Here is a 17,989-nt window from a genome sequence, read left to right as displayed (position 1 = left end):
ATCGGGATTTTAAGTATCCAGACATTTCTGCGAGAATCAGCGTCCCAAAAAACCATTCTGGAATGACATACGATGCACGGAATGACAAATCAGATGAGATTGCTTCGGCTACGCCTCGCAATGACAAGATGAAAAAAATTATTTTACTTATTACCTTATTACTTTATTACTTTATCACCTGCCTTTATTCTGAAGTGGGTATTGGTCTTGGCTGGCCGTATCTCGGATTAAAATACAATTTTTCAAGACGGCTTGGCAGTGAAATAAGATGTGCAACAGGTGAAGGGATAAATGTTTATGCGGGTAGGGGATATTGGAATTATTATTCAAGCAGAAAATTGACAGGATTTACAGGATTAGAAGGCGGGTATATTTCATTTGATACTTTGGACACAAAAGGCACGGGATATGAAGGTTCTGTGTTTCTTGGTGGCGAGTATTTTATATTGAAAAAATTAAGTTTCGTAATTGATTTTTCACCAACATTTATCAGTTTGAAATCTGATGATTTTGATATAGATGGAACCGAGTGGGTAGCTAATTTGGCATTATATTTTTATTTTGGGAAGGAACGCGGAACAGACGCAGAAACTGAACGCAGAACAGACGCAGAACCTAAAGGCGAGATTGCCACAATAGAAACAAAGGGAGCAGACCAAGGGTCTGCGACTACAAATGACAGTGAAAAAAAGAAATTGATGCGAGAACATTTCAATAAAGCGGGGCAGTTGTATCAGCAGAAAAAATGATACCGTTGACACTTCGCTAAAAGTTAATTTACCACAGAGAAAACCACAGAGTTCGCAGAAAAAACAGCAACGAAACAAACTCTCTCTATTTTGTTCTCCGTGTTCTCCGCGTCTCTGTGGTTACGAAGTTTGCTTGCAAAACTTAATAATTTTTATATTCGTTCTGTTCTGTAAATCAAAATTGCAGCAATCACTAAAAATAAAATATTTGCAAACCATGCGGACACAACAGGGCTCAAAGTTCGGCTCATTCCTAACGCCATTGAGATAGATACTGCACCCCAGTATAAAAAACCAATAAAAATTGCGACTGCAAACGAGAATATTTTCGCAGTTCTCGCCATCTTTACCGCAAACGGTATTCCTAAAAGCAGCATTACTAATATCGCGAATGGTTTCGCCAGTTTGGAGTGTTTGTGGGTTTGTTCCTGATGTGATGGAATACCTGATTTGTCTAATCTAACTATCAGTTGGGCTAACTCGTTATATGTCATCTCATCTGGGTTTCGTTTTATATTTAGAAATTCAGATGGCTTCTTGTCAAACGGTATCTTTTTTGTTCTGAACTTCTTTATAGAATACCTGTTATTACTAAACCGGCTAAAACTTACATCAACAAGTTCTAAATTGCCTTCTTTCCAGAATGCCTCTCTGGCAACAATTTTTTCAGTTAACTTCATATTAGCATCAAGTTCAAGCAGAATCAGTCCTGTTATTTTTTCAGTTTTTGGGTCTATCGTTTTGGCAGAAAAAATTTTGTCATTTTCAATCTGGACGATATTGTAGCCCTGAGCCAGTTGAGGTTTCTGTTTTTTGATTTTGTACTTCCAGATTCTTGTATAATGCTTATTTGAGTTTACCAGCACTGTATTATTAAAAAAAACAAAAAAAATTGTCAGAAATAATCCAGTAAAAATTACAGATACTGAAACCCGTAAAATACTCAAACCTGAAGTTCTTAATGCAGTAATTTCGTTATTTCTTGCTAAATCACCGAGTGAAAACAGTACTGCCAACAGTCCTGCGACTGGGAATACAAGTGCGAACCAGTTCGGTAATGAATACCATAAAGAAAGCAAAAATAACGAAAGCGGTGCGTTGAACTTAAAAATTATATTAATCCGGTCAAAAATATATGTTATACAGATAATAAATAAGAAAATTACAACTGATAGAAGTAACGATTTCAGAAATGCTCTTAATAGATATCTATCAACGATTTTCATTATTTTTTTGCGATGCTTGTTGTCAGTTTAATCCCGACAAGCCCGATGACAAAATTAGGTAGCCAAACCGCGAATATCGGATTCATAAAGCCCTTCTCACCCAAAGTTGTGCTTGTAATCAACAGAATATAATAAACAAAAATTAAACCAACTGTTACAGCGATACCAAAACTTTTTGCCCGTTTTTTAGGCAGTAATGAAAGCGGAACTGCGATAATTACAAATATAATACCTGCCCAGCCAATTGCATACCTGAGATAGTATTCGGTAATATAAGAATTTTTTAGATAAGCCGGTCCGGTTTTTGCTTTTTTCAATAACATGCTTGAGTTCAACTCTCTACAGCCACTTTCTCGTCTGTCAAGGAAATCCATTTTTTCAGATGTTTGAAGTATCAGGTCATTACTATCAAAACTGCATAGCGTGAAATCGCCAATTTTTTGTAGATTTTCTTGTAATGTCGTTCCTGTATTAAGCCGAAAAAAAGTACCTCTACCACCCCCACCTTCACCACCTCCCCCTTCTGCAATTGCCATTTCAGCAGTTTCAGCAATAGTGATTGTTGGCAAATCTGTCTCCCATTTGTAAATAAGCACATTGTGTAAGATATTGTCATTTGTAATTTTTTTAACATAGATATCATAATTCTGGAGTTGAACAAAACTTTTTTCCGCTAACTGCATTACCGGATTTTTGTAAAGTATACGGTAATAAAGCAGTTTGAATTTATGGTTTGCTGACGGCGCTACTGTAGAATTAAAATAAAGCATAATCAACGACAAAAAAAACGAAACTATCAATACCGGTTTCATAACAGATATTATTGAAATTCCAGCAGTCCGAATTGCGGTTATCTCGTTGTCATCGTTAAGTCGGCAGAATAAAAGCAGTGTTCCTGCCAGAATAGCCATTGGCACTGTGAACATAAAAAGCGATGGTAAGATATACAAAAAAAGTAATAATGTATCTGATAAACCCGCACCTTTGTTTAATAACAAATCAGTGAGGTCAAAAAGCTGGTCCATCAACAGAATAAAAGTAAAAACCAGCAGTGAAACAAAAAACTTCGGAAAAAATTCTTTTATAATGTAGCGGTAGATTATTTTCATAAAAATCACTAATAACCAATCACGAATATCTCCCGAATGTTCAACCCGAATATAACCCAATAATTATTCGGGTAAATTCAGTGCTGTTATTCGGGATTTAATTCGTGTGCCTCTATTCGTAATTATACAAAAAGTACTTGACAAAATCAAGGTTTTTCATTAAAATGTAAAATAATAAAAATGAAAAACAAATCAGCAATTAAGCGATTTAGCGATTTAGCAATTAAGTGGGTTTTACTTACTCACTTACTCACTTACTCACTTACTCACTGTCTCTATGCAGAAGAATTTGATATTGATGACTGGCAGGAAATCCGTCAGCAGAAACAGGAAAAAACATTTCAGGAAGAAACAATAGAGATAGCGAAGCCGGAATCGTTCCAGGCAAGTTCTACAACTGCTGTTTCTGAACCAACTGTGCCTGCGATACTTGCAGAAGGGATTGAACTACCATATGAGTCCAAACTGGCGATTTCAGGCAGAAAGTTTATCGGAATGAAATTTTCTACCTCTAAATATCTGCATACACGCGAAGATAAACGAACCCAGCCGACTGCAGGCGGGTTTGAACTTGCACAGCAACTCCAGGTTCGCGTTAAAGGAACTGTTAAACGAAAAATCAGTGTAAATGTGGACTACGACGATACTGTAGAAAACAAAAAGGATATTTCAATCGTGTATAAAGGCGACCCGGATGAATTCGTTCAGGAAGCCGCATTTGGCGATATCTCGCTCTCACTACCCGGAACAGAGTTTGTTTCTTACGGTAAAGCAGCGTTCGGTGCAATGGCGAAGTTAAAATATAAAAAAGCAAATGCATGGGGTATTTTTTCCAGAACAAAAGGTACAACTGAAACAAAACGGTTTCGTGGTGCGACTACTTTTGAAAAAAAAGAGATAAATGATACCGCATATCTCAGACGAAAATACTATAAACTTGCACTGGATGCATCACATATTCCAATAAAAGCTGGTAGCGAAAAAATTTATGTTGACGACCGTATCGCTACAAACAATACTATTCTTACCTCTACAATTACCGTATCAAAATACGGTATCAGTAATTCAACCGAGTCAGGCACTTTTGACCTTTTGTATCCCGGCAGTGATTACACAATAGATTATGAGAAAGGGATAATTATATTCAGAAAATCTATTTCACAGAATTATGTGATTGCAGTGGACTATGAGAAAAAAGATGGCACAAGAGTTATAGACGATAATCCAGCACAATCGTATAAGATGATAAAAGATGAAACAGAAACACTACAACAATACGAGTTAAAAAATTACTATTCATTAGGTCAGACAAAAATTATCAGAGATGATAACAGAGGCAATTTTATACTGAAAATAATGGATTTAGCACGAAAAGATACGCCTGAAATCGCTAAATATCCGGATAATATAGAAGTAGATTTTGAAACCGGCACTTTCTGGTTTGTCAAAACCAGCACACCATTCCCGCCAACTACATATGCGACATCGCCAACACGAAATTATATAATTTATACAGAATACCGATATAGAACAAAAAACTATCTAATCAGACCGAATATCGTACCGCAATCAGAAAAAATCCTGATGGATGGCAAACCACTCAACAGAGATACGGATTATTTTATAGATTACGATTCCGGTTTTATTACCTTCTTGAATGAAGAAAAAATATCGGATACTACATTGATAGATGTGACATATGAATGGGCGCCATTTGCAGGTCAGATGGAACAGACAGTTGTCGGTGTCCGCGGCGAATATGCGCCGTTTAATAATTTTTCGGTTGGCTCTACATTCCTGTATAATTTTCCAGCCAAACCGCTAACCTCGCCTGATATTCATTCAACACCTGAAAGTATCGCAGTATATGAATTTGATACGCGGACTTCGTTCAAGCACCTGCCATTCCAACCCTCGTTTTCAGGCGAGTATGCTGGAAGTATCAGAGACCCGAATACTTTTGGGAATGCTATAATTGAGAATATGGAAGGTGTAAAACAGGCGGATACATTTTCTACCGACGATGAAAGCTGGAAGTATTCAGCAAATCTGTCTGGTGATGTAACTGCCAGCGGCACGTTTTCGTGGAATAATGTAGAGGTAAAAAATGGTGATATTAACCCGTCAGTGCCTGAAAACGAGCGAGATGCGAAACAACAGGTGCTGAATATTACATACAAACTTAACTCAACCCGAGAAGGGTCAGTAATTTATCCAATCTCTAAACTTGGCCTGGATTATACAAAAAAACTGTTTCTGGAATTCTGGATGTATGGCGATAATTCTAACGATGAAATTACAGTTTCGCTCGGCTCACTGAATGAAGATGCAGATGAGGATGATGTCTTGGATACAGAAGATAAAAACTCTGATGGTGTTTTGAACCCGAATGAGGATACTGGTATCGTGTTTAATCATTCTGACGGCTCTGTTACTATTATCGGCGCTAATAACGGCAAAATTGATACAGAAGATTTAGATGGTGATGGTGTTTTGCGACGGACTGATAATATTCTCGGGAATTACAGCATGGCGACTTTTGTAAATTCAGACGGAACAGTCGGTTTTAAAGATGAAAGCGGAACTACATATAAAAGTATTTCCTGGACGGCGGGCTGGAAACATTTTATAGTGCCATTAGGCGATGTCTCACAATGGATTGCAGTAAAACAGGTTCGTATAACAGTAAAATCGCCACTCGGTAATTCAACAACACGTACTATGCAATTCTCAAATATAGCGCTCGTCGGTAATAAATGGGAAAAACCAACAATTACAGGGGGTGGTAGCAGTGAAATGACCGTAACCGCAATTAACAATGTTGATAATACTAACTATACACCATTATACAAAACATTCCCATCTGTCTACAAAGACCTGTATAATCTTGAAAGCCGTGATTTAGCCGATAAAAAAGAACAGGCACTTCAATTGAAATATACGCTTGAAAACAGTTCACCGACCTCAACTGCGACGACAAGAGTGGTATTTTCTCGCGCAGCTGACTATTCAAAACATAAAGAACTAACATACTTTCTATGGGCTGATAATTCAAAAGGTGCCACATTCTCAATCCAGTTCGGCGCCGAGTCGGCTTACTATGAACATACAATTACTCCAAACTGGTCGGGCTGGAAAAAAATTATACTTAAACTGGTAGATATAAATAAAGATAATAAACCCGATACACTGATATGTAATGCAGGTGAAGGACAGATTATCGCCGTCGGGAATCCGGTATTTACAAATATCTCGCAAATCAAAATAATAGTAAAAAATTTAACTGGCACGAAAATAGAAAATGGCGAAATATGGGTTAACGAAATCTTTCTTGATGACCCGTATAAAATTGTTGGCTATGCACATAGAGAGAATGCCGATTTTGCAGTGCCTGATTGGGCGTCGTTTGGCGCAGCGTATAAATATATAGACCGCGATTTCCAAACACTTACTACCCAGATTGCTAACCGGGATAGTGAGACAATGTCAGGCTATTTTAATATGCCGCAAATATGGTTGCTGAAACCATCGTTTTTAAGATGGATTGCAGTCCCGCTAAATACCGCCGTCTCAAAATCAATAACAACTACACCGTCCGCTGTTCAAACAGGTCCAACAAAACTGGTCTCTATTCTGGATGAAGGTAAGGTTATTTCAGTATCAGGTAATGCCGCAACTTCTGTCACTATACCGCTACTGCCACGATTGTCAGCCACATACTCAAAATCAATCACAGAAACTAATCTGTTATATCAGCGTGATGAAACTAATTCGTATCAGGGTACCTTTGATTACACTAATCCGTTAAAACTTTATGTAACACCTAACGACCTCTCAGGAACATATTCAAGGTCGGATGCATACCGCGGATATCCACAGGAAAAGCCAGTAAATTTTGAGGATTTAACTAAACAGACAACCACATGGTATCTATTGACCTACACTAATAATTATTCAGGCAGAACATCGTTCACACCACTTGGCTGGTTGGAGAACTGGTTTGGAATAAAGCCATTTTCTAATCTGTCACTGCAACCTACATACAAATTTACAGAGACATGGGAACAAAAACGGCTCTCTGATACTGAAAAACCAGCATATCCAAAAAGTGATAGTCAGTCCACAGCCGTTTCTACAGCATTCCGAATTTTTGCGTGGTTTCAACCTTCTGCATCTGTGAGCTCAAACATCAACCAGACATATAACCTTACAATCTCAACTGTGCCACTTACAAGTGGTACAACAGGTCGGACAGAGGCAAATACAAAAACGATTGACCGAACTTCAGGCGGTAGCGTATCTGTCTCGTTGACACCACGCGATATCATTAATTTTAAACCATTAAACTCACTTTCGCTAAATTCGTCATATGAGATTGCCGACGGTGATTCATATGAGAATGTAATCAAAGAAGAATATGTATATAACAAGTTTTTTGTCCGAGATGAAATATGGCATATAAAATCAATCCCGAATAAAATTTATAGCGGGAAACAAAAATCACTCACACTGTCAGATACTATCAGAGCGAATGCACGATATTCGCCGTTTGATTACATAAATTTTCCAGGCAGATTCTCGCCTGTGAACTCCATTACAACAACATCCGCATATTCAAGAACAGACCGACGAACTAATACTACTGGCACTGAAAGCCAGACGATTACTACAAACTGGCCTGATTTAACAGCAGGTATCTCAGAAACCGAAAAGTTCTTCTTTGTTGAAAAATATGTCTCGGATACACAGGTGAATCTAAGATATACAAAAAGAACAACGGATGATTTCGCATTCAAACAGAAAACTAAATTTGACCAATCTGTCTCTAATTCGTATGATTACAGGTTCAACTTTATCAAAAAATTTGACTGCTTTACCTCGTATTCAATCACAAGAAGTTTTAGTAAAAATATCCAGCAAAACAAAATTACTGGCGACGGGACATCCCAATCTGCAGCATTTCAAACGGGTTACCGATGGAAAGATTGGCGGTTTACACCACGATATGATTGGCAAAAAAATTATGAAATAGACGGGACTCCAAAAGTAACTAAAAACTCGGTTAGCCATACCGGTTCACTCGGTATAAATTACGATGTCTCTAAACCAATCACCTGGCAAATACCATTCTCATCTGCAAAACTTGAACTCAAAAATAGGCTCACCATGTCTAGTAGTTTAAAATATGCACGAAGTATTGACACTGTTGTTGATAATAATAATACCGATACCTACTCAGTATCAATAAGTGGTGATTATACCATTTCGGATAATTTAAGGATGAATCTCGGCTCAGCGGGTTCATATTTCCAAAACAGAAAACGAAAACAGGAAGATTACTATTCTATGGAAATATCATCGTCACTTACAATCACATTCTAAATTTTTAATTAAGGTAGGGTGCTGGGGGTTGACTTTTCTTTTTTATTTAGTAAAATGGTTACTTAAGAGATAATAGGTAAATTTTGGTGAAGTTTGTAGGCATGAACTTTTAGTTCACGATTGCGGCTCCGATAATCAAATTTCAGCGACTTGGCTTTTTGTTTTTAAGAAAATAAATTTTTGCGTAAAGGACTGGTTATAAGGAACAGATTAGCAAAAATGGTATGTGGGCTGGTTTTAAGTTTTTCGTTTGTATTTTCTCGCAATCTTTACGCAATACCAAAGAGAATGAACATTCAGGGACGGCTTCTGAATAAACAGACCCAGCAACCGCTTACTACCTCTACAGCTGTAAGGTTTGAGATATATTTGGGTGGTGATGAACAAGGTGGTGGCACACTTTTGTATAAAGAGGATGCAACCGTTCTACCTGATGTTATTGGTCTGTTCTCACATCAGATTGGTTCAGGTCAGATTTTATTCGGTTCACTTTCATCTGATATTTTTAAGAATGAAAACATTTTTCTTCAAATCATAATAAATCCCGACGCGCAGAATCAGGAAGTGCTTCTGCCAAGACAAAAAATGGTCAGTGTTTCTTACGCATTTGTATCTGAGTTCGCCAAGACCGCAGAAAAAGCAATAACAGCAGAAAACGCAACAAACGCAACAAACTCAATTAACGCAATTAACGCAAAGAATGCAGAAACGGTGCATGATGAATCAATCACAACAGAAAAAATTAAAAACCAGACGATAAAAGATGAAGATATACATCCAACTGCAGGAATTTCAGAGACTAAACTCAATATCCACACTCGCTACACCGATAACGAAGCAGTTTCTGCAGTAGAGAAATCAGGGAAATTCTTAAAGCAGGAACAGGATACATTCCAAACAGTAACCGACCGTGGACAGATTTCAACACAAACACTTACAGTTGCAGGATTAGTTTCCACAAGCACCATTCAAGCAGTAAGTTTTATCGGTGATGGTTCACAATTAGCAGATATAAAAGATGCAGAATGCCGAATATCTACAGGGACAATACAGGAACAAATAAATAACCTCGCTGTTTCCACTGGTACATTGACAGAAGACCTGAATAATGTTAAAATAGACACGGGTACTGTAAGGCAGGATTTAACCGCAGTTGCTATTTCAACTGGACAACTCAAAAGTGAAATAAACAAGGTCGCATTATCTACCGGTTCATTGAAAGGCGATATAATTAGCATCGGAGTATCAACCGGCATTCTAAGAACTGACCTGATTTCTGTCCAAATAGACACCGGCACTCTGCGAGCCGATTTGAACAAAGTAGCCCTTTCCACGGGTCCATTACGAACTGATATTAGCAATATAGCAATTTCCACAGGAGTATTACAAATCAACCTGAATGCTGTTGCGTTATCTACTGGTGTATTACGAACTGACTTAAATTTTGTTAAAACAAATACTGGAACATTGAGGACAGATGTGTATAGATTACAACAGGATACAGCAACGCTTCTCGGCAAAACAGAAAAAGCAATAGACAGTGACAAACTCGGTGGTTATACATCCGCATATTTTCTGAACACATCAGCGGAGACACAAACTAAACTTGATGGGTTGAATATACTTGGCAAGGTTGGAATCGGGACGACGAGTCCTGGGGCGACTTTAGATACAAATGGAACTATCAGAGCGACAAGCAATCCCACGCCTAGCTCTGGTGTTGGTGTTGAACTGAAATATTATGCTGGGGGAAATCTTGGAAGTGTTACTTCATATGATAGAACTAATACTGTATACAAGGATTTGGCGTTATTTGGAAGCAATGTCTATCTTCAATCTAGTGGTGGAAGCAGTAATGTTATATTTCTAAAAAGCGATGGTAAAGTCGGCATAGGGACGACGAGTCCGAGTAGAAAATTGGAAGTTAATGGCGAGGTATCAGCAACAAAGTTTTATGGAGATGGAAGGTGGCTGACAAATGTGAGTGGTGTGGATACAGAATGTAGAAAATCAACGGGCACACTTGATACCAAGAAACTTGACAAAACAGCAAAGGCAGCAGACAGCGACAAACTTGATAATCTTGACTCTACACAGTTTTTACGAGGTGACACTGGAACAGTTGTGTATTCCACACATATTGTAAATCTTGCTTTGACAAAATTACAAGCTGGGAATTTACCTTCAAATGTGGTTACTTCTTCAATAGCAGTAAATACCGTCTACACCGATGCGATAAAGGACTCTGCGGTAACATCTGCGAAAATACAAAATGGCACAATAACCAGCAGTGATATTTCACCAAACGCAGGTATAACAAAAGACCAGATTTCTAACACAGGCACTTGGGGCACTGCAGAAATACCATCGTTAGATGCTTCAAAGATAACTACTGGCACTCTTGACAATGCACGGCTAAATTCAAGCGTCTCTCTACTTGGACAGAGCATTGGAACAAGCGAGATAGAAGCTGAATCAATAACAACAGGCAAACTTGTACAGAACATTATTTACTCAACGAATGTGGTAGATGGGCAGATAAAAACATCAGATTTAGCAGATGGTTCTGTGACAACTTCCAAGATAGCACATGGAACAATAGTTGACGCAGATATATCAACAAGTGCTGGGATAAGTGGCAGTAAAATATCTGGATGGAATGGTACAAACTGGAACACAGCATACAGTGAAAGAAGGCAATGGGATGGTGGTTCAACAAATCTTGATGCTACAACAGCCAGGAATGCGTTAGGACTTCGTGGATTTAATTCCGCTTATAAAAGTGATAACGCAGTTTATATCAAATCAGACGGCAGTGTCGGAATTGGCACAACAAATCCAAAAGCAAAATTGGATGTTGGAGGTTATTCCAAAAAGTACGTATTAACAAGACCGGTTCCTAATGTATTAAATGGATATGTGGAACTTGGCACCATCAATGCGATACAGTCATATATCGCCAAAATTTCTATAACAGGTAATCCCGGAAGTTATTTTATAGTATCAAAATACTATATTGTTCCAGTGAATTGGCATTCATCAATTGGCAGATGGGTTACTGTTGTTCCTCTGAATGACACCGGCCCAACGAATGACAATGATTTTACACTTGATGTTTACAGGGTAAATTCATACAGCCCATTAGAATTAAGAATAAGATTATCTCAACTTACAACACCGCCTGTCTCAGGAAGTTTAACAGTGGTTATTGAATTAGAAGGACCTTCTGCACTTGAATTTACAGAAAACAGTGCAACTGGTTTAATGGCTACTCCAACTGCTTTTTATTCGGACTCTGGACTCGTCCTTAAAAAAGGTAACGTCGGCATCGGGACGACGAAGCCGAGTAGAAAACTGGAAGTAGTCGGTGATGTATCTGCAACAAAGTTTTATGGAGATGGAAGTGGGCTGACAAATGTGAGTGGTGTGGATACAGTATGCCGGATTTCTACAGGCGCGATACAGAGGCAGTTAACTACATTAGATACAGAAGTATCAGCAGATACAAATACATTGAATACAACCAAACTTGACAAAACAGCAAAGGCAGCAGACAGCGATAAATTAGACGGGCTTGACTCTACACAATTCGTAAAGGTCTCAACAGCACCTCAAACTGCAGGTCAACTTATTCTCCCATCATCCGCACCTGTGATTTCTGCATCTACATCTACTGGCAAAATCACACTTGCAAATGATACAAAAGTTTTAGGTAATCTATCTATCGGTAAAAGAACCGTTATTATAGGCACATCTACCATCTTCCCGGATGCGATGGAGATCCGGTTTGATGATAAGACGCGGCCGGGATATATTATTGGGAACAATCAATTATGTCTTAAATCAACAGGATACCTGATACTTGAGAGTCAACAAGGGATTTATTCTCCAGCCAATACTCCTGTTGAAATAGATGGTCGGTTAAAATTAGGCGGAATAGTTGAAGGTTCTGTAAAAATTAGTGGAGATATATGTGATTGGACAGGCGGCACACGGCTAACACTTTCAAACACATCGCCCAATGTCAACCTTTCCGGAGATACTAAAATTTATGGGAACTTGAGTGCGAACAATTTAAGTTTGGGCGGAAATTTATCTGTTTGGGGAAACAAAATCTTTAGTTATGGGAACAGACAGCGATTAGAATTTTCAGGCGACACAACAATTTCATCCGGCTCTTTGCAGGTTACCAATAATTTATTTGTTGACGGAAAAATATACGGAACATTAGAGGCTAAAATAGATAATGCGGATAATCTTGACGGGTATGATTCAAGTTATTTTCTTAATTCGTCTGCAATTACCCAGACCAAATCAGGAGGTTTGAACATACTTGGCAATGTAGGTATTGGGATAACCAATCCAGAGGAGAAGCTGCACATCAAAGATGGCAGTATCTGTGTTGATGGGAATTATGCAGCAAGCAATCGGATTATTTTTAGAAATACTGATAATACCTATTACAGTGGCGGTCATCAGTGGGAAATATATCCTACTGGTGGAGCAACAGGCAGTTTAGATTTCTTTGATAGAACAGCCTATCGTAGTACATTATCTTTAGGTAATAACGGTGATGTAAATGTTCAAGGGAATATAAGAGGGTCAGGGGCAATATATACAACTGCCGATGCGGGCTATGCACAAACGCAATTAAGAACTTGGGGACTTTTAGGAGGGGCCGGTTCAATGTATATTGAACCAGGGCCGGGGCAATCATTATATCTTACTGACCAATGGTCTAAAACAGGAACACTTAATATCCAATTTGGCAAAACAGTAGTTAACGGTACTTACAGCACACCACAAGCATTGATATCATATGACGGAAGCAATGGCATTTTCTTTCATGCACAAGGAAGTCCATCGCATACTAACTGGCTGATTGGACAACAGCGAACTATGAGTGGTTTGGAATTTACACCATCTACTACTCCTGGAGGAACAACATTCTCAACACCTGCAATGACAATAGATACTGCAGGGAATGTGAAGGTGAGCGGAAAAATTACTGGGTCTATTTATGACAAAGGTGATGGTGGTGGAGGTAGTATAAAGGTTGTGGATGTTACTTTGAGCGGGGCGGGCAATAATGGTGTGACTGGGGAGGTTGGTGGTGCTTCTGGATACAATAAGGCAATCCCATTTGTGAAAGGTTTTAGAATAAGATCAAAAACTACAGGCCCAAATGTAGATATAGAAGGAATTACAATTAGTATAACTGAGTGCTACACTTCTGGTGATAAAGTTTATGTCACAGCGTATTATTATGTGAACGGTGAAAAGGATAGTTCTGAGAGTTTTCTTACGGTAAGTGTGTTGTTAATGAAAGAATAAAAAAAATTTTTTAGGAGGTGAAAATTTTATGAACAAATATATTTCGGTTTTTTTACTTTCTTTTGTCTGTATGAATTTATTTGCTTTTGAGCGAGAGGATTTCTGGACAGAATGGAAAAATGAAAAAGCAAAGCACTGGCAGATAATGAAAGCGATAAGTGAAGAAAGGAGTGCCCAGAAACAATATTCAGGAGTGGGTATTGATATTTTTGGTCAGAGATTCAGAAATGAGGAATACATACTTCAACCCCGTTTTGACCAGATGAGAGGGATAGTTATCACCTATCGTCAAGAAACACTTAATTATGGTGAATTATTGCTTACTTTTAACCGTGATGTAGATTTATCTCTATATGATAATATTGAGAAGATACAATACCGTTGGATTGGTGACCTTGTTTCCTATTGGCGTACCGATGTGGGGGCTGTTAATCCTGAAGATGTTCGTGCATATGTTGTAGAAGCAGAAGGTATAGTTTCAAATGGGACTGACTATATAAAGGACATAAACAAAGGTGGATATATGGATTATTACCTAAAATTTACTGAATATAAACAGATTGTAAACGGTGTAGAGAAAATAGGATATACAAGAGAAAAAGGGAGTGAGAATCTAAATTGGACTTTTGCAGGTGGGAATTATGAAAGAAAGAGTGTCTATGTCAGGTCTTTTCCTCCTGATATTCCTGATATTATTGAACCTAGCGGACAATTTCAAGATGGGCATGGTGGAATATACGCTGGTGATATTACGACAAATAAATATGGTGATGGTACTTTCCAAAAATGGGAAACTTACTATGCTCAGGTAAAAAATAAAGAAAATTCTAGGGTTAAAGAAGTTATTTATACCGCGAGTGAATTTGAAGGACGAAAAATAGATTTGATTGTGGATTGCGACTACAATTCTAATCCTATGATAAAAGGTGCAAACCCTATTAATTTTTACCAAAATTTGCCTGGTGAGGCGAGCCTTTATCTTGACTATCCTGGCGATTCTCACTATCCCAGTATCAAAAATTAAGGAGGTATTTGTGGCGAAAAAAATTGTAATGGTAGCAGGTTTAATTGGATTATTGGTGTCTATTGGATTAAATGCATATGAACTTGTATCAGGTGTTGGCAAGGTAGAAATTCTTAACAACAGTCAAAAAATTTTATTCAACGATCGAACATCAGATGTAATTACTGTAATGAACTTAGATGGTTCTGGAAAAATAGAATTATCATCTGGAACTGTAACATGTCTTTCTGTTTCACCTAATGAGAAAAAAGTAGCATACAGTTTGCAAGAAGATGAACTATGGTTGATTAACATTGATGGCAGTAATAGAGAAAAGTTGTCTAATTCAAAAGTGAAACAAATAGAATGGCTAGATAACAACACGCTTCTTTATACTGCCGTTGATGAACAAAAAACCACAATAAATATTTATAATCTTGAAACAAGGGCAAACAAAACAGTTTTTGAAGGAGTATCTATAAAGAAAGGGAAATAGTCGTCCAATATTTTTGAAGGAGTATCGTATCCGAAATGAGAAGAAGAAAATTTATTTATTTTTTGGTTATTAGCAGTATAATTAAATTTTTGCAGTTCAGTGTATATGCAAAGCCGGATGTGGAATCGTTAATCAGTATCAGTGCGGGTGGTGGTAGTGATTTTTTTGAAGGGAATGCAGGTTCTTTTACTGGCAATTTTAATATTGATTTTATACCAGCTTTAAGATTCAGCGATAATACTGCTCTTCTGCCGTGTTATAGTGGCTCGTATCAAGGTGTGCAGCAATTACAGCAACTTGCAGAAGGTGGTTATCTTTATCAGGGCGAATTAAATAATATAGTTTCTTTTATACTGTTGAAAAAACTTAAATCGGGCTTGATATTAAAACCAAAGATTGGCTATAAACTGCAATTGTTGAAAGAAACAATAGACGAGAATTGGTTTGAAGGACTGTACGATTTCCATAAATTGAATTGCGGTATAGAACTTGAGAAGAAAAGAGATAATTCTAAAATGAATCTTGGCTATGAATTTAACTGGCTGATTTTTCCGAATTATGAATCACTTGCATCATATATGGGATTCTATCAGCCGGGAAAGGACCTCTTTGATTGTTTGGTGAATGAATTATTTATAAAAAGAGCAAGCCCGTTCTTAAAGAAAATGTCAATTGAGTATGGCTACAATTTTACCTACAAGTATTTTACCGACCAGAAAAAAGTGCTGGAAACAACCGGGTATTCTTCAACTAACAGGTATGATTTAATAAATAGTTTAGGTTTGAATTTGGCTTATCCATTAAAAGAATTTAAGTTACTAAAGATGCGAATAAAAACATTGTCGGGCTTAAACTATGATTTCACCTATAACTATTCAAACCAAAACTACTGGGAACGAACAACGTTGATGTATATTGGCGGGTATTATAATTATCTTGAAAACAATATTGGACCGTCATTTACATTTTATTTTTCGCCATATCTAATGGGTTTAACTTTATCATATGAGTTCTCGTTGAGAAATTATCTTAACAGACCACTCCAAACTGTAAGCGGTATCTATGGTGAAGACAAGATAAATCAGAAGAAACATACAATCAGTGTGAGAACAGATTTACCGATATACAAAAGATTATCTGGCTATGCACTTTTTAACTGGCAAAAGGTAATTTCTAATATGGAATATGAACAGTATTACAAATACAATTACACCGCAGGGTATTATTTAGCAGGGCTAACATATAAGTATTAAGTCATAACCCTTCAAACTCGGCGGGATGGTTGGGGTGAGGTATGGGATATAATCTTGTCAGTTGCTCATTTAGCTAAATGAGCAAGTGTAGACAGTTGGAGTAAGATATGTGTTTTAGAAATACAGGAGCGATACAGAGGCAGTTAACTGCATTAGATACAGAAGTATCAGTAGATACCAATACATTGAATACAACCAAACTTGACAAAACAGCGAAGGCAGCAGACAGCGATAAACTGGATGGTTATGATTCAAGTTATTTTCTTGATACATCAGCAACGAGCCAAAAAAAATTAGGCAGCCTGAACATACTTGGCAATGTAGGTATTGGGACAACGATGCCACATTCATCGTTAGAAATAAAAGGGCAAAGTGGGCAGATATTTAATGTAAGTGGTGGCAGTGAGGGACAGGTGAACTGGCGAATTGGCGGACAGATAGCGGTTGATAGAGGTTTTGAGATAACCCCATCAATAGCGGTTGGCAATTTTACATTTTCTAATCCAGCATTGGTAATAAAAAATGATGGCAATGTCGGTATCGGCACGACTAACCCTGCAGGATACAAACTTCAAGTAGTTAAAGATGGTTGGAAGGCAAGATTTTCAGGTTCTGATGGTTACATAGACATTGGCCCTGCAAATCCTGGCTGGGCACATATTTATACTGATAGGCCTAACTTTATTTTTAATAAACCTGTATATTCAATTGGCAATGCTTTCAGCAGTTATGACACTGGAAATTTGTATTTGCAAACGGGTGGAACTACGAGAATGACAATTTTGAATTCAAACGGCAATGTTGGTATAGGCACAACGAATCCTGGATATAAACTTACAGTAAAGGGTGATTATGGCACTCCTCAATCTCTAATCAGTTATGACGGAAGCAATGGCATATTTTTTCATAGCCAAGGTGGAGCGACTCATACTAACTGGCTGATAGGACAACAGCGAACTATGAGTGGTTTGGAATTTACACCATCTACTACTCCTGGAGGAACAACATTCTCAACACCTGCAATGACAATAGATACTGCAGGGAATGTGAAGGTGAGCGGAAAAATATATATTGGTTATGAAACCGAAAATACTGATACTATTGAAATATTTAGAGATAATTATGGTTATGACAAAACGAGATTACGAATAATGGTTGGAGATAATCCTGACTGGCAAAAGGAAGATTATGTAAGTATTGGCGCATGGAATATACAAGCTCGTACATACCAAGATAGTATTCGTTTCTATACAGTCGGCTATAAATCATCTGTAATACATCCAATATCAAATCCAAATAAAGAAATAATTTTTTATTTAAATGTCGCCGAATACCCCGCAGCTTGCTGCGGGGATGAAGGCGACCGACAAATTTTGCCAAATTTTGTATAATGTAATATGTGGAGCTAAGACGAGCAAGTCACGCTGTATATGAACT

The 17,989-nt window shown here is 37.7% G+C and carries 9 protein-coding genes; 7 read left to right on the top strand and 2 right to left on the bottom strand.

Features of this window, described 5'->3' with window-relative positions:
- On the top strand, nt 1-749 hold a 749-nt coding region (locus tag AB1349_08665; protein MEW6557411.1), incomplete at its 5' end, for a hypothetical protein.
- A gap of 152 nt (nt 750-901) precedes the next feature.
- Here the strand turns inward: AB1349_08665 and AB1349_08660 are convergent.
- Both AB1349_08660 and AB1349_08655 read right to left on the bottom strand, forming a co-directional pair.
- The gene (locus AB1349_08660) at nt 902-1,975 is read right to left on the bottom strand and encodes an LptF/LptG family permease (GenBank protein MEW6557410.1); all 1,074 of its coding nucleotides are present in this window, start codon (nt 1,973-1,975) and stop codon (nt 902-904) included.
- Nucleotides 1,975-3,084 carry an LptF/LptG family permease gene (locus AB1349_08655; protein MEW6557409.1) on the bottom strand — a complete coding sequence of 370 codons (1,110 nt, stop codon included), beginning with the start codon at nt 3,082-3,084 and terminating at the stop codon, nt 1,975-1,977. The genes AB1349_08660 and AB1349_08655 overlap by 1 nt, the downstream gene beginning before the upstream one ends.
- A 180-nt stretch (nt 3,085-3,264) precedes the next feature.
- Between AB1349_08655 and AB1349_08650 the strand changes: the two genes are divergently transcribed.
- The 6 genes from AB1349_08650 to AB1349_08625 all read left to right on the top strand — a co-directional run bounded on the left by AB1349_08650 (nt 3,265) and on the right by AB1349_08625 (nt 17,943).
- Nucleotides 3,265-8,466 carry a carbohydrate binding domain-containing protein gene (locus AB1349_08650; protein ID MEW6557408.1) on the top strand — a complete coding sequence of 1,734 codons (5,202 nt, stop codon included), beginning with the start codon at nt 3,265-3,267 and terminating at the stop codon, nt 8,464-8,466.
- Between the two features lie 180 nt (nt 8,467-8,646).
- Nucleotides 8,647-13,800 carry a hypothetical protein gene (locus tag AB1349_08645; GenBank protein MEW6557407.1) on the top strand — a complete coding sequence of 1,718 codons (5,154 nt, stop codon included), beginning with the start codon at nt 8,647-8,649 and terminating at the stop codon, nt 13,798-13,800.
- Between the two features lie 28 nt (nt 13,801-13,828).
- Nucleotides 13,829-14,824, top strand: a complete 996-nt coding sequence (locus tag AB1349_08640; protein MEW6557406.1) for a hypothetical protein — start codon at nt 13,829-13,831, stop codon at nt 14,822-14,824.
- Nucleotides 14,825-14,834: 10 nt separating this feature from the next.
- Complete coding sequence (locus tag AB1349_08635) at nt 14,835-15,299, top strand: hypothetical protein (GenBank protein ID MEW6557405.1); 465 nt, start codon at nt 14,835-14,837, stop codon at nt 15,297-15,299.
- Between the two features lie 35 nt (nt 15,300-15,334).
- Entirely contained in the window at nt 15,335-16,552 is a 1,218-nt protein-coding gene (locus AB1349_08630; GenBank protein MEW6557404.1) for a hypothetical protein, read from the top strand.
- A gap of 107 nt (nt 16,553-16,659) precedes the next feature.
- On the top strand, nt 16,660-17,943 hold the full coding sequence (locus AB1349_08625) for a hypothetical protein (protein ID MEW6557403.1): 1,284 nt from the start codon (nt 16,660-16,662) through the stop codon (nt 17,941-17,943).
- Nucleotides 17,944-17,989 lie beyond the last annotated feature (46 nt).

Source organism: Elusimicrobiota bacterium, from assembly GCA_040757695.1.
Lineage (GTDB): Bacteria > Elusimicrobiota > UBA8919 > UBA8919 > UBA8919 > JBFLWK01.
Note: the sequence above shows the minus strand (reverse complement) of the source record. Positions and strands in the feature narration are given on the sequence as shown.

What these genes read in the sequence shown, in the direction of transcription:
- AB1349_08660 (MEW6557410.1), bottom strand. Translation starts at nt 1,975, where the DNA reads ATGAAAATCGTTGATAGATATCTATTAAGAGCATTTCTGAAATCGTTA.
- AB1349_08655 (MEW6557409.1), bottom strand. Translation starts at nt 3,084, where the DNA reads ATGAAAATAATCTACCGCTACATTATAAAAGAATTTTTTCCGAAGTTT.
- AB1349_08650 (MEW6557408.1), top strand. Translation starts at nt 3,265, where the DNA reads ATGAAAAACAAATCAGCAATTAAGCGATTTAGCGATTTAGCAATTAAG.
- AB1349_08640 (MEW6557406.1), top strand. Translation starts at nt 13,829, where the DNA reads ATGAACAAATATATTTCGGTTTTTTTACTTTCTTTTGTCTGTATGAAT.
- AB1349_08630 (MEW6557404.1), top strand. Translation starts at nt 15,335, where the DNA reads ATGAGAAGAAGAAAATTTATTTATTTTTTGGTTATTAGCAGTATAATT.
- AB1349_08625 (MEW6557403.1), top strand. Translation starts at nt 16,660, where the DNA reads ATGTGTTTTAGAAATACAGGAGCGATACAGAGGCAGTTAACTGCATTA.